The organism is Pseudomonas sp. MWU12-3088 (assembly GCF_023242405.1).
Classification (GTDB): Bacteria; Pseudomonadota; Gammaproteobacteria; order Pseudomonadales; family Pseudomonadaceae; genus Aquipseudomonas; species Aquipseudomonas kribbensis.
Genome location: NZ_JALJEA010000001.1, coordinates 567549 through 584537, shown reverse-complemented (window position 1 = coordinate 584537; position 16989 = coordinate 567549). Strand labels below are relative to the sequence as shown.

Here is a 16989-nt window from a genome sequence, read left to right as displayed (position 1 = left end):
CGAGTGTTACGACGCGTCGAAGACGTGGGCCGCCCCTAGAATCGACAGTTGTACCGCGCTGCCGGCCGGCGGCGCGTGCATCCCGGTGCTGCGTACCAGCAGCGAACGACCGGATTCTTCATTGGCTGCGGCACGCAACTCGACCGTCAGGGTGCACGTGTTGCCGCCGAAGTCGCGTTCGGTGACCACGGCGTTGCAACCCTCTGCATCGGCGGGAAGGTCGGACAGCTGAAGCTGTTCCGGGCGCAGCATGATCTGTGCGGGACCGGAGAAACCGTTGCTGTTCACCGCGATCCGCCCAAGATCGCAATGGGCCCAACCGGCCTCGATCTGCGCCGGCATGACCACCGCTTCGCCGAGAAACCGTGCGGTCTGCTCATCGTCCGGATAACGGTAGAGGTCCATCGGATGCCCTGACTGCACCAGTCGCCCGTCACGCATGACCGCCAACTGATCGGCAAACGACAAGGCTTCGCCCTGGTCGTGGGTGACCAGAATCGTCGTCACGCCGCTCTCTTCGAGCAGGCGGGCGACCATTTTGCGCATGGCACCGCGCAGGCCGGTGTCGAGGGCGGAAAAGGGCTCATCCAGCAGCATCAGGCGCGGTTGCTGGGCCAGTGCCCGGGCGAGCGACACCCGTTGCTGCTGGCCGCCGGACAATTCATGGGGCCAGCGGCTGGCCATGTTGGCGTTCAGGGCCACGCTGTCCATCAATGCCTGGATGCGTTCGGTTCTGGCGCTGCCGGTTTCACTCAGTCCGAAACCGATGTTGTCGGCCACGGTCATGTGCGGAAACAGCGCGCCGTCCTGCGGGACATAGCCAATCTGGCGCTGGTAGGCGGGCACGGCGTGGGTGCTGTCGACCAGCGTCTGGCCGTTGAGCGTCAGGCTGCCGGCATCGGGGAACTCGAAGCCGGCGATCATCCGCAGCAGCGTGGTCTTGCCGGAGCCTGACGGACCGACGATCACGGTGCGACTGCCGGTCGGAACGGACAGGTTGATGGTGTCCAGCGCGGTTTGCGCGCCGAAGGATTTACTGAGATTGATGATGTCGAGAGCGTTCATCGGCCGGCACTGCGCCTGGATTGGTGATAGAGGATGGCCGTGAGCGGCAGCGAAAGCACCACCATCAGCAGCGCGTAAGGCGCTGCGGCGGCGTAGTCGATTTCGCTGGTCATGGCCCAGAAACCGGTGGCCAGGGTGCGCGTGCCGTTGGGCGCGAGCAACAGGGTTGCGGTCAATTCATTGGTGATCGCCAGAAACACCAGCGCGGCACCCGCCGCCGCACCCGGTGCGGCCAGGCGCAGGGTGATCAGCCACAAGGCGCGCAGCGGCGAGCGGCCGAGGCTTTGCGCGATGTTTTCCAGCTCTACCGGCGCCTGGGCGAAACCGGCACGCAGGCTGACCAGTGCCCGTGGCAGGAACATCAGCAGATACGCCAGCAGCACGGTGATGGTGGTCTGATAGATCGGCCGGGCGAAGTGGATCGTCACGGTGACCAGCGCCAGCGCCACGACAATCCCCGGCAGGGAACTGGTGATGTAGTTGCAGCCTTCCAGTACACGTTGCAGCTTGCCGGGCGCGCGGATCGACAGCCAGGCAATCGGGATCGCCGCCAGACTGGTCAACACCGCACCGGCGACGCCGAACGACAGGGTTTGAAGCAAGGCCGGCAACAATTCTTCGCCTTGCCAGACTTCAGCGCCGCCAGCGATCAGCCATCTGCCCAACGTCAGCATCGGCACGCCGAGGGCCAGCAGGCAGGTCAGGATTTGCAGGCACAGGCCCAGGGCTGCGATGCCGGGTTTGAGACGCACGGTCCGCTGTTCCCGGGCGCTGCCGGAGCCGACCCGGGCATAACGTGCATGGCCACGGGCGGCAGACTCCACGGTCAGCATCGCCAGGCAGCACAGCGCCAGAACACTGGCGAGCATGTTGGCGGCCGGGCCGTTAAAGGTGGATTTGAACTGATCGAAAATGGCCGTGGTGAAGGTATCGAAGCGGATCATCGCGTACAGGCCATATTCGGCCAGCAAGTGCAGGCCTACCAGCAGCGCGCCGCCACAGATCGCCAGCCGCAATTGCGGCAGCACCACCCGGAAGAACACGGCCCACGGTTTCAGGCCGAGGGATTCGGCCACGTCTTCAATCGCCGGGTCGAGACGACGCAATGTCGCCGCAATCGGCAAATAAAGGAACGGAAAGTAAGCGATCACAGACACCAGTACACCGGCCGGCAGCCCATTGATCGACGGAACCAGACTGACCCAGGCATAGCTGTGCACGAACGCAGGCACGGCCAGCGGCGCAACCGCCAGCACTGACCACAATCGCCGACCGGGCAGATTGGTGCGTTCGGTCAGCCACGCCAGAGTGATGCCCAGCACAATGCAGATCGGCAGGGTAATCAACACCAGCAGCACGGTGTTGACCAGCAATTCGGCCACCCGAGGGCGGAAGATCAAGGCTTCGATGGTCGCCCAGCCGGTGTACCACGACACACCGACCACAAACCCGATCGGCAGTAACGACAGCAATGAAACACCGATCGCCAGTACGACCACCCAGGGGCTCCCGCGCCCGTTGAGGGCGCGGGACCTGCGTGAAAGGTTGGCGGAGGGCGCCGCAGCGATCCCCGCCGGCAGAGTTTCAGGCATCAATTAAAGCAGTCCCGCCTGAGTCATCAGTTCGACGGCTTTCTTGCTGTCGAGCTTCGATGCGTCGACTTTCGGTGCGTCCAGATCCTTCAACGGCACCAGTTTCGGGTTGGACGCCGAGTCCTTGCCCACGGCGTACTCAAAGGAATTGCCGGTGCGCAGCACCTCCTGGCCTTGCTTGCCGGTGATGTACTGGAGGAATTTCTGTGCTTCTTCCTGGTGTTTGCTGGACTTCAGCACGCCACCACCAGAGATGCTCACGAACGCGCCCGGATCCTGATGCTTGAAGTAGTGCAGGGCGGTGTTCTTGCTGTTTTCGCCGGTCTTGGACTGATCGACGAAAGCGTAATAGTGATAGATCACGCCGCTGTCCACCTGGCCGGCATTCACCGCTTTGAGCACCGAGCTGTTGCCACGGTAGGCGGTGAAGTTGGCTTTCATGCCCTTGAGCCATTCCAGAGTGGCGGCTTCGCCTTTCTGTTCCAGCACGGCGGCGACGATGGCCTGGAAGTCCGCACCGGCTGGGGATGCAGCCCAGCGACCTTTCCATGCCGGGGTCGCCAGATCCATCAGGGATTTTGGCAGGTCTTTTTCCGGCAGCTTGGCCGGGTTGTAGACAAAGACTGTCGAGCGAGCGGCGATGCCGACCCACTGGCCATGGGCCGGACGATAGGCCGAGCCCACTTGTTCAAGAGTGGCCGGAGCTACAGGGGCGAACAGCTTGGCATTGTCCACCAGCACCATGGCCGGGGAGTTTTCCGTCAGGAACACGTCCGCCGGGGAGGCTGCGCCTTCCTGCACGAGCTGGTTGCCCATTTCCGTGTCGTCGCCGTTGCGGATCGTGACCGGGATCCCGGTTTCCTCGGTGAAGCCGGCGACCCAGGCCTTGGTCAGGGTTTCATGCTGGGCGTTGTAGACCACGATGCCGACGGAATCGGCGGCAAACACCTGACCGGCTGCGAGCAGCGCGGTTGCCAGAGTAGCGTGCTTGAGAAAGGACGGAAGGGATGGACTCATGACGTAGCAGCTCCTGTTTTTTAGACGTTATGGGCAAGCATTCGCCGGAAAACTTCAATGCGAATGATTTGCATATGTTGGCTGGCTGGCAATGTAGAGAGGCAAATGAGAAAAAAACGTCAAACAAACCGTTAATACATGTCATTGCCATTCAGGTTAGCAGTCACTGGGCGGGGACGCCGGGCGAACCCGGCGTTGTCTTTCAGGAGCCTTGGGGCAGGTAGGCGACGCTTTGATCCTCGCGGCCATGGAACACTTGTTCGCCGCGGGTCGGGGTAGTCGTGATGACTTGATGGTCTTGACCGAGCCTGGAGAGCGGCACGGGTTCGCCGGTGCGGTACTGGGCAACGAAGATCGTACGCTTCGGATCCCAGTGCTTGCCGCTGGTGCGTTCCAGCCATTCGAACATCGCGGCAGCATCGCCATCGCGAGGGAAATCACGGGTTTCCGGCACGTAGTAGAACGGCTCGCCGCCGGTCTGCAGGTACATCGGAACCTTGTTGTCCACCTCGACCATGACGAAGTGCCATTGGCTCAACGGCGCACGCTGGCTGGCTTGCAGGCGCACGGTCTCGCCGAAACGGATTGCGCCGCCACCGCTGTTGGTCCAGGGGTAGAGCACGCCGAGAATCCCCAGCAGCAACACCGTGGTCACGGCAAAACCGATTTTCAGGCCGCGCCCGCCAAACGGGCTGACGGCGTTGCGCGCGGCCATGCGCCGGGTGATCCACCAGGCCCCAAGCAGTTGCGCGAACGGCACCAGTGGCAGCACGTAGTAACTGCGCCGGCTGCCGCTGGCGGTGAAGAACAGCATCAACAACCCGAGGCCCTGAATCAGCCAGCGGGTGTCCGGTTCGATGTGTTTCCAGTTCTTCGCCGCGACCCACAGGGCAATGATCCAGCACGGTGCCCAAGGCAAGGTGTAGATCGGCAGGTACAGCAAATAGGTGTAAATCGGGCCGATGTTGTCGAACGGCTGGAAAAACCGCACGACGTTTTCCCGCAACACCAGCCCCAGGCCGCTTTCCCCGTAGTTCGGCGCGCCGTAGAGGTGCGACAGCAGGAACGGCGTCATGTAGAACGCCCCGGCAATCACCAGCGCCGCAAGCAGGCGCAGGTTGAGATGGCGCTTCCAGCGGCCCTCACTCAGCAGGTGCGGCAGCAATACCAGCCCCGGCAGAATGAAACCGATCAGGCCTTTGAACAACGACGTCAGGGACAGCAGAACGCAGAACACCAGATAGCGCGAAAACCGCGTGTCGTCCGGCCCGCGCCAGTACCACCAGACCGCCGCCAGCACACCGCACACCGTCAGGATGTCAGCAGTGGCGACCCGCGCCCAGAACACGAAATAGAAGGTGGTCGCCAGCATCCACCCGGCGATCAGCCCCGTGCCTTTGCGAAACAACTGCTCGCCCAGCAGATACACCAGCCAGACGCTGAGCCACGCGGACACCACCGAAGACAGGCGCAGCGACCAGTGATCGAGACTGCCGGTCAGCCAGGCGGTCGCGGTGATCAGCCAGTACGACAAAAGCGGCTTGTCGTAGTAGGGATCACCCTTGAGGTACGGGTCGAAGTAATCGCCGCTTTGCATCATCTGCAACGCGATGTTCGCCCAGCGGGTTTCTGCGCCCCACAGTTCGCGGCTGCCCAGCCCGAGCAGCAACATCAGGGCGCTGGCGGCCAGCAGGAGCAGCAGGGCGCCCCGGTCGTTATTACGCAAGGTCATGGCTGGCGCTGCGGGAAGATGAAGATCTGCAGATTGCCGCGACGATAATGCTTGCCGTCTACCGGCAGCAATCCGACTTCCTGCTCTTCCTGCGTGCTGTTAACGCGCAAAACCACACCGACCGCGCCTTTCTTCCGCGCTTCGGTCATCCACTGGCCGACGCCGTCCATCGTGACTTTACGTGCTTCCATGGCCGGGTCTTCGAGGCCGTACTTCAATTCACCGATGGTGTTGAACAGATCCACCTGCGGACGCTTCAGACGCCACGCCAGTGCCGAGGCTGCGCCCAGGTCGTTGCTCAGCAGCGACGCGGTTTCACTCAGTTCCTGCTGATGCTCGGCAATGAACTGGTCGGGCATCTTGCTGTTGACGATTTGCCCCGGCATGGCCGCCGGCAACAACGCCACCAGCAGGCCGATACCCAGCGCCGGCATGGCCCACAACGTCAGCGGACGCAGCACTTGCAAGGCATTGGCGATGATCCAGCCCACCAGCACGATATAGGCCAGCGACAGACTGAACATCTCGGTGTTTTCGTAGATTTCCTTGGTTGCCTGCAGATAAAGCAGCGCCACCAGCGCCGCACTGGCGATGACGGTATTGATAACGCCGTTCAGGCGCAGGACGCGGCCACTGTGCTGATCCAGCCAGTTGACCACGGTCTGTCCCATCAACAGGGCGATCGGCAGCAGGCACGGCATAATGTAGGTCGGCAGCTTGCCGCTGCTCAGGCTGAAAAAGGCCAGTGGCAGCAGGAACCACAACGCCAGGTAGGCGGTTTTCGGGTCACGCTTTTCGCGCCAGGTGCGCAGGAGCGTCGAAGGCAGCAGAACGGCCCACGGCAGGGTGGAGGCAAACAGCAGCGGCAGATAGAACCACCATGGACGGGCGTGCTGCGCGGCATCGCCGGCGGCAAAACGACGGATGTGTTCGTGCCAGAAGAAGAATCGCCAAAAATCAGGTTCGCGGTAATGAACAGCCAAAACCCACGGCAGGCTGATCAGCACGCAAACCACCACGGCAACCAGCCCGTAACGCACCAGTTCGCCGAAGCGGCGTTGCCAGATCATGTAGGGCAGGGCGATCAGCACCGGCAGCAATAACGCCAGAAATCCTTTGGTCATCAGACCCATACCGCACGCGACACCGAGCAGCGCCCAGCCGCCCAGACGGGCGCGAGGGGTCTGGCTGTCGATGGCAAACCACACGGCGACCATGCTCAGGTTGACCCACAAGGTGAACTGCGGATCGAGGTTGGCGTAGCCGGCCTGGCCGGCAATCAGCCCGAAGCTCATATAAAGAAGGGCACTGGCAACGCTGATGCGCGGGTTGTTCCACAGCCGGCGGGCCATGAGGTAGGTCAGCCAGACGCTGACGCCGGTACTCAGGGCCGAAGCGATACGCACGCCGAACAGGTTTTCACCGAAGATCGCCTGGCCGATCGCAATCATCCAGTAACCGGCAATCGGTTTTTCGAAATAGCGGATGCCCATGAAATGCGGCGCGACCCAGTTGCCGCTGAGCAGCATTTCCTGGCTGATCTGGCCGTAGCGGGTTTCATCGGGGATCCACAGGCCGTGGGTCATCAGCGGCAACAGATAAAACACCACGAAAGCCAGAATCAGGCCGGGAATGGCCCAACGCTCGAAAGTCGTGGTGGGGGAGAAATGACGGGCAGCGTGTCGCAGCGGGTTGTTTTCAGACGTCATGACAAAGCCTTGGTGCCAAACGAAGTTCTTGTGTCGATGGCCTGCCCGGCGTGTTCCTGAGCGGGCGGGTCATCGTGTTGAATGAATGCAGGTGTGCGATCGGGGGACGGGCGTTTCCTGTATCCAGAGAGCTGCCGAACCTCCAGGCCGGAGTTCTCGCACTATAGCCAAGCTTAAAAAAAACCGTTGTCCAGTAAATCGGGGGCAGATACATCTTTCATTACAAATTAATGAAGTCCGTTCCTGACTAGTTGAAAAAAGTGCAACCTTGTCGGTTCGCCCAAACTAAAGCATTAATGACTATTGAGTTGAGACCAGGCATCGGCATTCATGATGCCCAACACTTTAAGTTGGCCTTTGTCATCGATGCGAGCAAACAGGGTACTACCGTATTCGGCGGCGACGGCGTGAGGAAAACCGGTCTGTTTTTCGAAGTCACTGATGCATCCGCTGTGGGTGACCAGCACCAGATTGCGCTTGGCAACCTTGTGCGCCACCACGTCGTTGCGCAGAGAAGAACCGCAGGACTCGAGCCAGATCTGGGTCGTGGCGTCCTGTCCGAACATGGCGCGCGCGGTCTGCACGGTACGGGTCAACGGGCTGGTGAACACCTGCGCCTGCTGCATGCCCAGACCCACGAAGCCTTTGCCTACAAGCGCTGCAGAGTCATTGCCGGCCTGGGTGATGCCGTCGGCCGGGCCCAGGCAGAGGTTGTCGGAACGGTCGCAGCGTTCGGCATGACGCACCAAAGCCACCACTTCGCCAGCCTGCCAGGCCTGGGTCCAGTCAGCCCGGGCGGCCTTGCCGGCGTTGCCCAGATCCACGGGCGAGCGGGTCACCCAGACGAAACCGCTGACCAGTCCGATGGCGACCACTACACCGATGCCGGTCAACAGTTTTCCAAGTCGAAGCGTGCGGCGTTGTTTATATGTCGCTGTTAATTGCATCTGTCGCTCCACGGCATGCCCCTTGACGTCGCAGGCGAGATTGGCCGGCGATTTAACCAATTTTTATAGTTGTGAACTTGAATAATGGCTGAACATTACGTTTGTGCACGTCGGGGGGCGGTGAAGAACATGTGAAAATTTCGCGAGAGTCGATAAAACACAACTAATCCGGTGTTTGATAACCAGACTCAAATACCCTTTTTTTACCGGCCAGTCTTAACAAATGTTTATGTTTGCGGTGAAGCTGCGCAGGTTCGGTCAATGTCGCTGTTTTTGACCGTGAAGTCTGAAATCAGCAGTGGAGTCATCGACCCGAATGGATCTCAAGCAAAGCCTGACGAAACGGATCGTCATCGTGTTCGCTTTGATGAGCGCTCTCGTCGCCGGGGTGTTTGCGCTGGGCATTGTCGCCGCCGTGCACGTCGTCGAGCACCGGCTTGCCACCAGCACCTTGAGCGGCGGTCTGCATCGCCTGCTGGCCATGGAGGACATCAATCGCTGGAGCCATCAGCCGGAAAAGAGCGAGTTGTTCTTTTTCGAAGGCGGCCCTGGTGCGATGGCTCTCATTCCCTCGTTGGCGTCACTGGCACCCGGTTTTCAGGAGATCAGCTTCGATGGCGATGACTTCTTTGCCATGGTCGAAGTGGTCGGTGGACGCAAATATGTGTTGTTGCGCGATCAGGAAAGCCTCGAGCAGCGCGAGCGGTTGCTGTTCATCGTGGTCACCGTCGGTTTTGTCCTGAGTGTACTGTTGGCGCTCGTGCTGGGGCGACTGCTGGCACGCCGGGTGATGGCGCCGGTGATTCGTCTGGCGCGTCAGGTGCGCCATCGCGATCAGTTGCTGGTGCTGGCGCCTCCGCTGCACCCGGACTATGCGGCAGACGAAGTGGGGGAGCTGGCGCTGTCGTTCGATCAGACCCTCGGGCGCCTGCGTGAAACCCTGAGCCGCGAAAAACTGTTCACCAGCGATGTCAGCCATGAACTGCGCACGCCATTGATGGTGCTTTGCGGCTCTTGCGAGTTGTTGCTTGCCAATCCGTCGCTCGATGCCCGTTCAACCGCGCAGGTCAATCGCATCGCCCGGGCCAGCCACGAGATGCGCCAACTGGTCGATACCTTCCTGATGCTGGCTCGCGCCGAGGACGATACCGGCAGCGACATTTGCGTCACGCTCAAGGACGTCGCGGATGCCCAGAGCGAGATCTGGGGCCGGCTGATTCGTGAAAAGGGCCTGGAGTTTTTCTACGAGGTGGAGCAGCCCTGCATGGAGCGCTTCAACCTGACGTTCCTGCAGTCGGTCATGGGTAACCTGTTGCGCAATGCCTGGCACTACACCGATCACGGGTTCGTCCGACTGACCCTGACCGGCAACGGTTTTGTGGTGGAAGACAGCGGCATCGGCATCCCGGAGGAACAGCGTCAGGCGGTGTTCCAGCCGTTCGTGCGTGGCGATGAGGGTCGCGGCGAGGGCCTTGGCCTGGGGTTGTCGCTGGTGCAGCGGATCTGCAAGCGTCAGCACTGGCGGGTGCAATTGAGCAGCGGCCAGTCCAGCGGCAGCCGCTTCAGCGTGGAATTGAAGCCGGCGACTCAGGACGGCGGGCAGCTGCGCGCATTGCCGGCGGCCTGACGGATCAGCTCGGCGAGGCGTTTGACGTTGTTCTGCTGAGCGTTCACCAGATCGTCGATGCTCGATCCGGAGGGCGTCTGCAGAATCGAACGGCAGGTGAGCAGACCGCTATCGCCCGCATCGGCCGGACGCAGGCGCCATTTCACGTCCATCAATCCGTATTGCCCGGGAATCGAATCGAAACGCTGCACATCGATGCGCACCGATGTTTTGCGCGGGACTCCAGCGTTGCTCAACTGATCCACCAACGCACTGCGCAGCTCGTCACTGAGGCTCGCGGCCCACCATTGAGTTTCCAGAATCGCCAGCCCGCTGTTGCCCTGGCGGATGACGATTTGCGGGCGGTCGACCTGGGGCGGCACGCTGATGCTTTCAATTGCGATGTCCTGTCCTGATCGGCCAGGCATCGGCTGTGCCGGGGTCAGGGTGTGGAAACTGATCGGGTCGCTGCGACAGGCACCCAGCAGCAGGCACGCGGCGAGCACGGTGAACTTCAGCGGTAAAGCCATGGCAAGGCTCCTGTGCTCAATTGCGCGGCGGTCCTTTGAGATCCAGTGGCGCAGCGTTGTCGGGGCGACCGCGAATCAGCGATTCCGGATGGCGTCCGAGGTAATCCGACAGTTCACGCAGCGAACGCGACATACGCCCGAGTTCGTCGAGGGTCTGGGTGAGTTTTTCTCGCTGCGGCGAATCTTCGGCCAGCGTCGAGTTGGCCGATTGAAGGGTCTTGCTCACGTCCGCCAGGGTGTTTTGCACACTGGGCAAGGTCTTGGCGTTGAACTGGGTCAGGCTTTTGCGCAGTTCGACGAGGTTGCCGTCGAGATTGCCGGCAATGCGCTCCACCGGTAGTTTGTTGAGCTTGTCGACCATCGCCTCGAGTTTTTCCTGCAACTGTTCGAGGCTGCCGGGAATGGTCGGAATGACGATCGGACGCGCCGTCGGGTCAAACGCGACTTTTTCGGCTTTCGGGAAAAAATCCAGAGCGATGTACAGCTGACCGGTCAGCAGGTTGCCGCTGCGAGCCTGGGCGCGCAGTCCGTTGTCGACGAAGGTGCCGATCAGGCGCACGGCGGCGGCTTCGTCTTCCGGGTTGTGGTTGAGCACCTTGAGCATCTTTTCGTGGGCCCGTCCGAGGCGTTGCGGGTAGATCACGATGCCGACGTTGACCGGGAAGCTGCGTTTCTTCTCGTCGTAGTCCAGGTTGATGCTCACCACACGGCCGATTTCCATGCCGAGGAATTCGACCGGCGCATCGACCTTGAGGCCGCGCATGGCCTGATCGAAGCGCAGGCTCAGGTACTGCGGTTTACCGGCAGGCGGGGCGAGGGCGGTCTGCTGGTCGTCGAACAGGTCGAAGGTTTTTTCATCCGCTGCCGCCACATCGTTGGGGCTGTAATCCGGCGCACGGAAGGCAATGCCACCGACCAGCAAGGTCGAGAGCGATTCGGTCTTCACCGCAAAACCATTGGCACCGACGTTCACGTCGATACCGCTGGCGTTCCAGAACCGGGTGTTCTCGGTGACGAAGGCATCGTTCGGCGCGTGGATGAACACTTCGATATTCACCCCTTTGCCATCGGGATCGAGCGCGTAGGCCACGACCTGACCGACCGGAATCTTGCGGTAATAGACCGGGGAACCGATGTCCAGCGAGCCCAGATCCGAGGAATGCAGGTTGAAGCGTCTGCCCGGTTCGCCATAGGTGATCGGCGGCGGGTTTTCCAGGCCATTGAAGTTTTTGGCGCGTGAATCTGACTGGCCGATGTCGGCCCCGATGTAGTCACCGGACAGCAACGTATCGATGCCCGACACGCCGCCAGCACCGATACGGGGGCGTACCACCCAGAATTTCGAGTCTTCGCGGGTAAAGGTTTCGGCCTGCTTGGCCAGTTTGATGGTGGCGTTGACGCTCTTCTGGTCGTCGGCCAGTTCGACGTCCGAGACCTGGCCGACCACCACGTTGCGGTATTTGACTTCGGTCTTGTTGGCGGTCAGACCGCTGCCGGTCTTGAAGGTGACGACGATGGTCGGGCCTTCCTGCATCAGGTTGTGCACCACCAGCGAAATGCCCACCAGCACCGCGACGATCGGCACGATCCACACCAGCGAAATGCTGAGGCGCCGGGTCTTGACCGGTGCCTGGCCGGGTGCTCGCGGTTGATCGGCGGCTGACGACTCCATCCATGACCTCCAGAGTGTGTTGGGCACTGAGCGTCAGGAACGCAAAAGCACTTCATCAATATAGAAGTGCTTTGCGATAGAGCAAATCGGCGAGCCTCAGCCCAGCATTTCCCGCAGGCGATACCAGAACATGCCCAGTGCCAACAGCGGCGAGCGTAACGCCGGGCCGCCGGGGAAGGTCATGTGCGGCACGCCGCTGAACACGTCCATGCCCTGACTGTGGCCGGCATGAATCGCTTCGCCCAACAGCTTGGCGCACCAGTGGGTGACGTTCAGGCCATGGCCGGAGTAACCCTGGGCGTAGAACACGTTCGGGTGCTGCTTGAGCCGCCCGACCTGGGGGAAGCGATTGGCAGTGATGCCGATCTTGCCGCCCCACTGAAACTCGATGCCCACGTCCGCCAGTTGCGGGAACACCTTGAGCATCTTCGGTCGCATGTAGGCGGCAATGTCCGCCGGATCCCGACCGGAATAGTGACAGGCACCACCGAACAGCAAGCGCCGGTCCGCCGAGAGCCGGTAATAGTCGAGGCCGACTTTCTGGTCGCAGAGCGCCAGGTTCTGCGGGATCAGTTCGGCGGCGCGTTCTTTGGACAGAGGCTCGGTGGCGATGATGTAGCTGCCGGCGGGCAGGACTTTACCGCTGAGCTGTTGCTCGAGTTCATCCAGATGCGCGTTGCAACCGAGCACCAGACTGCCGGCGCGCACCGTGCCCGAGGCGCAGCGCACTTTTACCGTCGCACCGTGGATGATTTCCAGCACCGGGCTCTGCTCGAAAATCCGCACCCCGAGCGAGGCTGCCAACCGCGCTTCACCCTGGACCAGATCCAGCGGATGCAGGTGGCCCGACCCCATGTCGATCAGGCCTCCTTTATAGACACCCGAATTGACGACTTGCCGGCGCATGTCTTCAGGGCTGACCAGTCGCGTTTGATGGGCATAACCCGAGGCCGCGAGACTGTCCTGTTCGGACTTGAACGCTTCGAACTGCGCCGGGGTGTTAGCCAGTTCGCAGAAGCCCCAGCGCAGGTCGCACTCGATGGCATTGTCTTCGATGCGCCGGCGTACCAGTTCCACCGAATCGACGCCGGCCTGTTGCAGGTAGCGCACGCCTTCGGCGCCGACATGACGGGCGAAGCCCTCGACTTCATGGCCGATGCCACGGATCAACTGGCCGCCGTTGCGCCCGCTGGCGCCCCAACCGATGCGCCGGCCTTCGAGCAGCACCACCGAGAGGCCGCGCTGGGCCAGCTCGATGGCGGTGTTGACGCCGGTGAAGCCGCCGCCGATCACGCAGACATCGGCGATCAGGTCGGCTTCAAGTGCAGGGTATTGCGTGCTCGCCCGAGCCGATGCAGCGTAGTAGGAGCGGGCGTGTTCCTGGGTGTACTGATTCATTTGTTCGACTTCACTTTGCTCCAGGAGCGGGTCATCAGACGCATGATCGACTGGGGCGGGGTGGTGGAAATATAGAGTTTGTCGAGGACTTCCTGAGGCGGATACACCTCTGGATTGTTGACCAGTGCCACGTCCATGTATTGCTTGGCCGCCGGGTTCGGGTTGGCGTAGCCGACCGAGGCGCTGACCTTGGCGATCACCTGCGGATCAAGCAGGTAATTGATGAAGGCGTGGGCTTCCTTGGTGTTGCCGGCATCGGCGGGAATCGCCAGCAGGTCGAACCACAGGTTGGCGCCTTCCTTGGGAATCGCGTAGGCGATGTTCACGCCGTTCTTCGCTTCCTTGGCGCGGTTGGCGGCCTGGAACACGTCACCGGAATAACCGAAGGCCACGCAGATATCGCCGTTGGCCAGATCCGACACGTATTTCGACGAGTGGAAATAGGTGATGTACGGGCGGATGCTCAGCAGTTTGGCTTCGGCTTTCTTGAAGTCTTCAGGGTTTTCGCTGCGCGGGTCCATGCCCATGTAGTTGAGGACGGCCGGGAACACCTCATCGGCCGAATCCATCATCGACACGCCGCACTGGGTGAGTTTTTTCAGGTTCTCCGGTTCGAACAGCACGGCCCAGGAATCGATGTGATCGACGCCCAGCACCTGCTTGACCTTGTCGACGTTGTAGCCGATGCCGTTGGTGCCCCACAGGTACGGCACCGAGTGTTCGTTGCCCGGATCGTTTTTTTCGAGCAGGGCCAGCAGTTTCGGGTCGAGGTTCTTCCAGTTCGGCAGTTGCGAGCGGTCCAGTTTGAGGAAAGCGCCGGCCTTCACCTGACGGGCGAGAAAGTGGTTGGAAGGCACGACTACGTCGTAACCGGTGCGCCCGGCGAGGAGTTTGCCTTCCAGGGTTTCGTTGGAGTCGAAAACGTCGTAGATCACCTTGATACCGCTGCCGGCCTGAAAGTCGGCGAGGGTGGTCGGACCGATGTAATCGGTCCAGTTGTAGATGCTGACCTGGGGTTCGGCTTGGGCACCTGCACTGCAGGCCAGAGCCAGGGCGGCGGGAATCAGGGATTTCAACAGACGCATATCGACACCTCTTCGAATTATTGGATTTTTCAGGTGATGGGTTGCTTCCTTGTGGGAGCGAGCCTGCTCGCGAAAGCGGTGTGTCAGTCGCCGTCTTCGTTAACTGAACTGGCCCATTCGCGAGCAAGCTCGCTCCCACAGGGGGTAGTGAAGGTCTCAGACGCTCAACAGCAGGAACTCACGCTCCCAGGAGCTGATCACGCGCTTGAAGTTTTCATGCTCGGCACGTTTCACCGCCACGTAGCCACGCACGAACTTGCTGCCCAGGTACTCGGCGACGGTGTCGCACTCTTCCATCTGGGTCAGGGCCTCTTCGATGGTGATCGGCAGGCGCAGGTTGCGGCGCTCATAAGCGCGGCCTTCGACGGCAGCGCTTGGCTCGATGCCCTCGACCATGCCGATGTAACCGCACAGCAGGCTCGCGGCAATCGCCAGGTACGGGTTGGCATCAGCGCCGGGCAGACGGTTTTCCACGCGCATCGCCTCAGGCCCGGAAGTCGGAACCCGCAGGCCGACGGTGCGGTTTTCTTCGCCCCATTCGACGTTGACCGGCGCCGAAGTGTCCGGCAGGAAACGGCGGAAGGAGTTCACGTTCGGCGCAAACATCGGCAGCACTTTTGGAATGAGTTTCTGCAGACCACCGATGTGATGACGGAACAGGTCGCTCATGCTGCCGTCGGCATTGGCGAAAATCGGTTTGCCGGTGGCGATTTCCACCACGCTCTGGTGCAGGTGCATGGCGCTGCCGGGCTCGTCGCCAATCGGCTTGGCCATAAAGGTCGCAGTGACGTTGTGCTTGAGCGCGGCTTCACGCAGGGTGCGCTTGAACACGGTGATCTGGTCGGCCAGATCCAGCGCGTCGCCGTGGCGGAAGTTGATTTCCATCTGCGCCGGGCCGTCTTCGTGGATCAGTGTGTCGAGGTCCAGGCCTTGCAGTTCGCACCAGTCGTAGACGTCTTCGAACAGTGGGTCGAATTCGTTGGCCGCATCGATGGAAAACGACTGACGACCGCTTTCGGCACGACCGGAACGGCCCAGCGGTGCTTTCAACGGCAAGTCCGGGTCTTCGCAGCGCTGGGTCAGGTAGAACTCCATTTCCGGCGCAACGATCGGCTTCCAGCCCTTGTCGGTGTACAGCTGCAGGACTTTCTTCAGCACGTTGCGCGGTGACAGTTCGATCGGGTTGCCGAACTTGTCGAAGGTGTCGTGGATCACGATGGCCGTCGGCTCGATGGCCCATGGCACCACGTACACCGCATCGCTCACCGGTTTGCAGACCATGTCGATGTCGGCCGGATCGAGCAGGTCGTAGTAGATGTCGTCGTCGACAAAATCCCCGGTTACCGTTTGCAGCAGCACACTTTCCGGCAGGCGCATGCCTCGCTCATGCAGGAACTTGTTGGTCGGTGCAATTTTGCCGCGGGCGATGCCGGTCAGGTCGCTGACCACGCATTCCACTTCGGTAATCTTGTGATCTTTCAGCCATGTGAACAGCTGATCGAAAGGGGCATTCATAAAGACCTCGTCGTTGGTTTTATTGACGCGGGGGAAATGCGATTTCATCTTTCGCAGGCTTCCCCTGTGGCGCGTTGACGACTATCTTGGGCGGGCCTTGCCGTTCCATCTATCCACTTTCAGCAGCACCAAAGCGCACCAAAAGAGTGCGCAAGGTCTCCCATGACAACGTGTAATCCGCTACAGGTTCAAGCTTTCAACACCGCCGATGTCGCCGAGCAGATCCGCGCGACACCGGGCTGGGTCCAGCATTACCAGCAGATGTCGCCGGGGCATTTCGCCGGGCGAATCCGCTATCTGGACCTGGAAGGCGTGGAGGTCTACGAAGAACAGATGAACACCCGGGTGGAGCAGAATTTCAGTGCGCCCTCGGGGTCTCTGGCGTTCTGTTTCGATCGCAGTGACAACGCGCTCTATCTGCTGAACGAAGAGAGCCGCAACATCTGGATCACCCCGGAGAACTACCAGGAAATCGCCGTGGTGTTCGGTCCGGAATTCGTCCGCCGCAACGGTCTTGACGTGGCCCGGCTGGAAGGCCTGTTCATGGCGCCGCTCAATGGCGCGCAGAATGCGCTGTTCAGCCGCTGGTTAAGCTCGACTCTCACAAAGTTGTCGCAAACCCTTGATCAGCCAAGCAAAGAGGCGCTGACCCAACAGCTGCTGGAGGATTGCCTGTTCATCCTCGACAACGCCCAGGTGTGTCTGGACAGCGGTGGTTTGCAGCGTCGCACCGAAGAGCGGCAAACCATGAAGCGCGTGGGTGAATGGGCGGCGGACTCGCCGGAGGAAACCCTCAATCTGCTGGAGCTGGCCCAGGTGGCCGGGGTGTCGTTGCGACAATTGCAACAGACGTTCAAGGCCTATACCGGGATGTCACCGACTCAATGGTTGCGTTTGCGCCGGCTCAACAGTGCCCGCCGGGAACTGCTCAAGGGTGCCGCTTCGGGCACCACGGTGGCCGAAGTGGCGATGAACTGGTCGTTCTGGCATCTGGGGCGGTTTTCCAATAGCTATCGGGCGCTGTTCAATGAGTTGCCGAGTGAAACCTTGAAGCGAACATGTCGCTGAAGAGACAGTTATTGCTCTGAAACAAATTGAAACATTCACGCGCACGAAGGGTC

Annotated in this window: 13 protein-coding genes; 2 read left to right on the top strand and 11 right to left on the bottom strand. The window is 61.1% G+C overall.

The window, feature by feature from the left end; all coding sequences use genetic code 11:
- Window positions 1–6: 6 nt before the first annotated feature.
- The 6 genes from M5B98_RS02655 to M5B98_RS02630 form a co-directional block, all read right to left on the bottom strand.
- On the bottom strand, window positions 7–1065 hold the full coding sequence (locus tag M5B98_RS02655; protein WP_248741721.1) for an ABC transporter ATP-binding protein: 1059 nt from the start codon (window positions 1063–1065) through the stop codon (window positions 7–9).
- Window positions 1062–2657: an ABC transporter permease gene (locus M5B98_RS02650; RefSeq protein ID WP_248741720.1), complete on the bottom strand. Its 1596-nt coding sequence runs from the start codon at window positions 2655–2657 to the stop codon at window positions 1062–1064. Before M5B98_RS02650 ends, M5B98_RS02655 begins: the two co-directional genes overlap by 4 nt.
- Before the next feature lie 3 nt (window positions 2658–2660).
- Entirely contained in the window at window positions 2661–3674 is a 1014-nt protein-coding gene (locus M5B98_RS02645; protein ID WP_085709962.1) for an iron ABC transporter substrate-binding protein, read from the bottom strand.
- Between the two features lie 202 nt (window positions 3675–3876).
- Window positions 3877–5406, bottom strand: a complete 1530-nt coding sequence (locus tag M5B98_RS02640; protein ID WP_248741719.1) for an ArnT family glycosyltransferase — start codon at window positions 5404–5406, stop codon at window positions 3877–3879.
- Window positions 5403–7115, bottom strand: a complete 1713-nt coding sequence (arnT, locus tag M5B98_RS02635; RefSeq protein WP_248741718.1) for a lipid IV(A) 4-amino-4-deoxy-L-arabinosyltransferase — start codon at window positions 7113–7115, stop codon at window positions 5403–5405. The genes M5B98_RS02640 and arnT overlap by 4 nt, the downstream gene beginning before the upstream one ends.
- 293 nt (window positions 7116–7408) lie before the next feature.
- Window positions 7409–8062, bottom strand: a complete 654-nt coding sequence (locus M5B98_RS02630; RefSeq protein ID WP_114883219.1) for a histidine phosphatase family protein — start codon at window positions 8060–8062, stop codon at window positions 7409–7411.
- Between the two features lie 316 nt (window positions 8063–8378).
- On the opposite strand from M5B98_RS02630, the gene M5B98_RS02625 reads away from it, so the two are divergent.
- Entirely contained in the window at window positions 8379–9689 is a 1311-nt protein-coding gene (locus tag M5B98_RS02625) for a sensor histidine kinase (RefSeq protein WP_248741717.1), read from the top strand.
- Here the strand turns inward: M5B98_RS02625 and M5B98_RS02620 are convergent.
- From M5B98_RS02620 to M5B98_RS02600, 5 genes are all read right to left on the bottom strand, one after another.
- Complete coding sequence (locus M5B98_RS02620) at window positions 9650–10198, bottom strand: membrane integrity-associated transporter subunit PqiC (RefSeq protein ID WP_248741716.1); 549 nt, start codon at window positions 10196–10198, stop codon at window positions 9650–9652. The genes M5B98_RS02625 and M5B98_RS02620 overlap by 40 nt on opposite strands.
- 16 nt (window positions 10199–10214) lie before the next feature.
- On the bottom strand, window positions 10215–11870 hold the full coding sequence (locus M5B98_RS02615; RefSeq protein WP_248741715.1) for an intermembrane transport protein PqiB: 1656 nt from the start codon (window positions 11868–11870) through the stop codon (window positions 10215–10217).
- A 96-nt stretch (window positions 11871–11966) separates the two neighbouring features.
- Window positions 11967–13268 carry an NAD(P)/FAD-dependent oxidoreductase gene (locus tag M5B98_RS02610; RefSeq protein ID WP_248741714.1) on the bottom strand — a complete coding sequence of 434 codons (1302 nt, stop codon included), beginning with the start codon at window positions 13266–13268 and terminating at the stop codon, window positions 11967–11969.
- Window positions 13265–14353, bottom strand: a complete 1089-nt coding sequence (locus M5B98_RS02605; protein WP_248741713.1) for a polyamine ABC transporter substrate-binding protein — start codon at window positions 14351–14353, stop codon at window positions 13265–13267. Before M5B98_RS02605 ends, M5B98_RS02610 begins: the two co-directional genes overlap by 4 nt.
- Before the next feature lie 156 nt (window positions 14354–14509).
- Window positions 14510–15868, bottom strand: coding sequence for a glutamine synthetase family protein (locus M5B98_RS02600; protein ID WP_065257395.1), 1359 nt, complete (start codon window positions 15866–15868; stop codon window positions 14510–14512).
- 162 nt (window positions 15869–16030) lie between these two features.
- On the opposite strand from M5B98_RS02600, the gene M5B98_RS02595 reads away from it, so the two are divergent.
- Window positions 16031–16936, top strand: coding sequence for a helix-turn-helix domain-containing protein (locus M5B98_RS02595; protein WP_248741712.1), 906 nt, complete (start codon window positions 16031–16033; stop codon window positions 16934–16936).
- Window positions 16937–16989: the final 53 nt, after the last annotated feature.